This is a genomic window from Microbacterium sp. Bi128 (genome assembly GCF_918698205.1).
On record NZ_CAKKMM010000300.1, the window covers coordinates 1 to 5,039 of the forward strand.

At 63.6% G+C, this 5,039-nt stretch carries 4 protein-coding genes; 1 reads left to right on the top strand and 3 read right to left on the bottom strand.

Going from position 1 to position 5,039, the window contains the following annotated elements:
• Positions 1 to 451: LysR substrate-binding domain-containing protein (locus LQV45_RS17530; RefSeq protein WP_230008125.1), on the top strand; the 451-nt coding region annotated here is incomplete at its 5' end.
• Between the two features lie 64 nt (positions 452 to 515).
• Here the strand turns inward: LQV45_RS17530 and LQV45_RS17535 are convergent.
• The 3 genes from LQV45_RS17535 to LQV45_RS17545 form a co-directional block, all read right to left on the bottom strand.
• On the bottom strand, positions 516 to 1,994 hold the full coding sequence (locus tag LQV45_RS17535; protein ID WP_230008126.1) for a sugar phosphate isomerase/epimerase: 1,479 nt from the start codon (positions 1,992 to 1,994) through the stop codon (positions 516 to 518).
• A gap of 32 nt (positions 1,995 to 2,026) precedes the next feature.
• A complete protein-coding gene (locus tag LQV45_RS17540; RefSeq protein WP_230008128.1) occupies positions 2,027 to 3,319 on the bottom strand; it encodes a DUF6379 domain-containing protein in 1,293 nt (430 codons plus the stop codon).
• A gap of 123 nt (positions 3,320 to 3,442) precedes the next feature.
• On the bottom strand, positions 3,443 to 4,528 hold the full coding sequence (locus LQV45_RS17545) for a hypothetical protein (protein ID WP_230008127.1): 1,086 nt from the start codon (positions 4,526 to 4,528) through the stop codon (positions 3,443 to 3,445).
• Positions 4,529 to 5,039 lie beyond the last annotated feature (511 nt).

Here is a 5,039-nt window from a genome sequence, read left to right on the forward strand (position 1 = left end):
GCCCTACCTGGACCTGCGGAGGGACGGGTGGGTGGCCGTGGTCTCCACGTCAAATGAAGCCGTCGTCGAGCAAATCACCATGGAAAACATAGCTGAACTTCCCTGGGTGATGACCTATCAGACGCGCTCAGCCTCAACGTCGGCGGAACGGCAGATCCAGCAGCTGGGCGTTGAGCCCCGCGTGGACGTGGTTGTTGAAAGTTTCCAGTCCTTGCCGCATTTTGTGGTTGGGACCAACCGGATCGCGCTCATCCAGGCGGCCCTGGTGCCGTTCGCCCTGCGCGTGGGCGGGATTCGGATCCTGCCGCTGCCCTTCGATGCCACGCCGCTGGTTAATGCCTTGTGGTGGCACCCCGTGCACAACCGCGACTCCGAGCATGAGTGGATGCGGGGCCTCTTCAAAGAGGCTGCCGACATCGTGGCCGCCGCCGCAACCAAGGAAGCCCCTTAAATGCCTCGATGCCCGGCCGGCTAAACGGACGGGCATCGAGGCTATGGGACGTCGGTCTTTCAGGTCAGGCTGATGCCAGCGCCGTCCGCATGCTCTTGCGGACGAGGTCATGCTGCTTCCGCACCAGCAGCAGCGGATCCACCTCACCGAGCTCAGCGAAGGCATGGCCTTCCCATTCGCTGGACCAGTAACCGCGGTAGCCGCCTTCGACGAATACGCGGACCAGTTCCGGATAGTCGATGGCCGGCTCGTTGCCCTGCTCATCAATGTCGTAGAACTTCGCGTGGACGTGCATGATTTGCGGCATGATGTCAGCCCACTCCTTCGGGCTGACGTGGCCGTGCATGTTGAACGCCAGGTGTGCGAAGGACCCAAGCCGGGCAGGATCGAAGTCACGTCCCCGCAGGTACGCAATGAACTCCTCCTGCCGCACCCGCATCGGTGCCTCAGTGCCCCAGATAGCCTGCAGCCTTTCCACAGCTTCATCGTCCAGCCCGGCACGGCGAACCGCGCGCAGGAGCGTGGGAGACATGCTGTGCATGGTTGAGGAGAAGTCAGCCACGAAGCCCAACAGCGGTGAATCAAGCTCGGCGTAGACGTCGCGGACCTTCATGATCTCGGGCGAGTTGGGTCCCAGCGGTGCATGGATCTCGTAGGCAAGTTTGAGTTCGAGGTCCTCGGCGAGCGGCAGCAGCCGGCGAAGCAGCTCCGGCTTCGCGCTCTGGATGCGGATGAGCGGGAAACCGAGCTTCTTGGCGCCGTGGAAGAGTGTCTGCGTGAACTCGTACTCCTCGTCCGGGGTCATGTCGCGGTCACGGCGGCGTCCCATGTCCAGATTGGCGCCGAAGGAGCTGGCGGTGAAGCCGTGCTTGTCGAAGGCGCGCTGCCACGAGCGCACGAAGTCGTCAGTCACGTTGGGATAGGCAGGAAGGACCTGCGATGCCACAATCTCGATCCCGGGGCCGATGCCGAGCTCGGCCACGCGGTTCAGCAGACCGTCGAAGTCGTACCAGCCGGCCCGGAATTCGGCGCTTGCCGAGTACAGGGTGAGCCCCAGCGAGAACGGATCTTCCTCCGCTTTCGGTGGGGGCGGCGTGACCGCCGTCGTCAGTTCCGGTGCCGCCGAAGCCCTGTCCGTGACGGTCAGCTCCAACGTCTGGTTCACGAAGTTGGGAACGTACATGCCGGGACCGCCGTCCTTGCCGGGCGCAATCTGCATGTAGGGCAGGCGCAGCTCACCGATGAGCCGGACGGTGTGCTGCTCGCCCAAGGCAACAGGGCTCTCCGTTGTGGCGATGAGCAAGGGATGTTCCTGGAGGTACCAGAGAGTTTCGCTTTGAGCGGGCAGGTCCGGGAGCGCATAGCGGACACCGCCCAGTTCCAGGGACAAGTCCCCGGCGGGGATATCCTGGCCGTCGACGGTGAGCCGCAGGCTGGAGACCGAGGAGAGCCACAGACTTCGGTACCACGGCAGGGTCAGGGCAAGCGCGAGACCGTCGGGATGGGGGCGGAGGCTTGCATCGTCAAGAAGTCCGTTTGGCATTGTTGCTCTCTTTACTGGGAAAAGGGGATGGGTCAGGTAAGTTCGCCGGTGATGCGGCGGATCAGGGCGTGTTGGCGCCGCACTTGCTCAATGGCGTGCCATGGCGTGCGTTCGCCTTCATATTCACTGGAGAGATAACCGGTGTAGCCGGAGTCCTTGAGGGCCTTGAGCACGGGCAGCCAGGGAATCTGTTGGTCTTCCAACCGCTCGTTGATGTCGTGGAACTTCGCCTGGACGAACACCACATACTGGGCGATATCGGCGAAGTCGGCGGGGTCGACGCCGATGCCGTCGAGGAAGGCGGGCCGGGTCTCGCGGGTCTCACCTGCGCGCAGCGGAATGGGCCGGTCCTGGAAGATTCCGGTGTCGATGAGCAGGCCGAAGTTCTTGGTTCCGGTCCGTTCGATGAGTCCGATGTAGTCCTCGACGACGGGGTGCCTGATGGGCGTCGGCGAATGAATCTCAGGGCAGATGATGATCCCCAGCTCGTGGGCCAGATCAAGGGAGCGTTCCACGGACTCGGTCCAGATGGGGTCTGGGACCAGATCGCTGGACACCACGCCGATCTTGGGGCGCACGAAGCCGAAACCCAATTGGTTGGCAAGCCGCAGGTCCCGTTGCAGGGCCTCCGCACCCTCGGCGACCGTCATGGTGCGGCCCGGGTGAAGACGGGTGTCAATCCAGGAACCGTAGTTCGTCGGCTCCAGCGAATACTTCTCCAGCAGGCCGAACCAGTTATCGATCCAGGCCGGGGACGGTTCCGGATAGTTGGGAACATGGCCCTCGCCGAGAATCTCGACGCCGGTGGCGCCCACGTCAGCGACGGCGGCCAGCGCCGCCTCAAGGTCCATCACCGTGCCGTAATCGCCCATAAAGCTGTAGAGGGAAACGCCGTAGCGGAAGGTACCTTCGCCGCCCTCCGGCGCGAGCGTCACCTTGCGGCTGGTCCGGTGGGTGGTGGGCTGGTGCTCGACTGGTATGTAGGACATCCGCAGCCGCAGCTCGATGGAGAGCTCGTGGACGCCCTGCGGCAGACCGCCGTCGAGGGGAACGGTGACCACTGCCGCTTCTTCAAGGGGCCAGCGCACGCCATCACTTTCCCAGAGCTGCTGCAGGGTGTAGGTCCGCCCGCCGAAGGTCCACAGCGGAACGTCAGGTCCGACGTCGACGATGCCGCCCACGCGAACGGCGATGCCATCGATGAGGGACGCGGCCATGCCCCGGTAGGAAGGCATCCGGACCCGGAACTGAAAGCCGGTTACACGTCCGCCGTCCGTTACGTTGCGGAAGCCGACGGACTGGATGAGGTCTCTTTCGAGAAGCATCATTGCTCACTCTCTCTAGGTGCAGAATCCAGAGTAGCAATCATTCTGTCGCTTTTACACCTAAGTGAGCGCCTAACCGGCAAAACATGCCAGGGGCTCGCCGGGCTGGCCGCTTCGAGGGCCTCAGCTCCTTTCGGCCCGTTCCGCGAGGACGCCGATGGCCAGAGAGAAGCGGCCAGGTAGCGGCGAAAGTGCCAGACGGAGCCAGATGGCGTCCGAGTACGCATCGAACCGGGCTGGACTGACGCGCAGTTCCTCGGCCACGGCCAGCACCTGCGTGTGAGCGGTCAGATATCGTGCCGGCGTCATGCGGTTATTTCGTAGATGAAGCTCCAGATGGACGTCCAGACCGGCCAGATCCCGGGCAGCCTCGTGCCGGGCCGTACTGTCGAAGTCCAGCAGTCCGGGCGGGATGTCGCCGTCGGGAACGATGATTTGCCTGTCGTACAGGTCTCCGTGGGCCCATACCACCGGATCCGGTGCCGTCCCTATCAGGTTCATGGCCACGTGCTCTGCGGCGGCGCGCAAGACAGCGCGCTGAGACGACAACTCGGGGACGTTTTCATTGTGCCGCAACCAGTCGTCCACCCGTCGACACACCTTCGTCGCTTCCCACTCTGCTGAACGGAGCGGAAGGCTGTCGAGAGCACCTCGTGCTGCTGGACCATGGGAGCCGTTCAGTTCCGCGACCCAGGCGCGCGACCATTTCTCCCATGCCCTAGCGAACGCTTCATCGCAGACGGCCGCTTCCACCCGGCCCAGCTCGTTCAGAGTCGGTCCCGGTATGGCGCTGAAAACGATGACGTCAGCCTGGGAACTCTGACGAAGGATTGTGGGCGTTGTGAAGTTGCCGGCGTCCAGCAGGACCTCCATTTGCGCGCAGCGCTCGGCCGGTACGACGGCGCCCCCGGGCCCGAAGATCTTTATATAGCGGCCCTCCGCCCGGACGACAGCCTGGTGGTACGGCCAATACGAAATCAGTTCCCCCTGCTGCGCTTCCCCCCGCAAGGCGGGAAGTCCCGGATCCTCCAACGGGATTAGTTCGAACTGCCCGTGACGCAAATAAGCTCCCCGGACGCCGGGCACTCCCGGCGTCCGGACCTCCAGTACAAATTCTCCCGGTGTCTTTTCTGGCCAAGCCCGCTGAACCAGCCAGGACGTGCCAGTATCGTCGTCGGCAGACGCCGGAACGGCGGAGGGCCAATCCATGGAATCAATCCCATGGACCGGCGGAGACACCAGCGAGTGGTGCGACGCAGCAGATTGACGCGTTTCAGGCGTGCTGTTCCCCCGAACAGTAGACAGCCATGCTCCGTCCACCATGCCCCCGCTTCCCCATACCCAGGCTCTTCCGGCGCAAGCCATTCGTGTGTCCAGCGTGAACCACAACAATGAGGCAGGGATGAAACGGTCATGAAGAAACTTTCATCAAGGCCTTCTTCCCCTTCCACTCGGCGTCCGGTGTCGCATGATCGTCGCAGCAGGCAGACCCGACGAATCCGTCCGGTGAGTCGAGATTGACCCGGGCTGTGATGGGCGTGGGGACAGTGGCCTGAATCGCGCTGGTCCTGGCCGATCCGGGCTTTCAGGGTCACGGCTCAGGGTCACGGCTCAGGGTCACGTCGGAGGCAGGGGTGCAGGCCAATAGCCGGCTCATCCTTCGAACCTTTCATTGGACGGGGAGGGGAACAGGGAGCGCCGATCCTACGCCGCGATGAAC

Bases quoted from the DNA above. Each gene is read 5' to 3' on its own strand.
- LQV45_RS17540 (WP_230008128.1), bottom strand. From the start codon at position 3,319: ATGCTTCTCGAAAGAGACCTCATCCAGTCCGTCGGCTTCCGCAACGTA.
- LQV45_RS17545 (WP_230008127.1), bottom strand. From the start codon at position 4,528: ATGGATTGGCCCTCCGCCGTTCCGGCGTCTGCCGACGACGATACTGGC.
- LQV45_RS17535 (WP_230008126.1), bottom strand. From the start codon at position 1,994: ATGCCAAACGGACTTCTTGACGATGCAAGCCTCCGCCCCCATCCCGAC.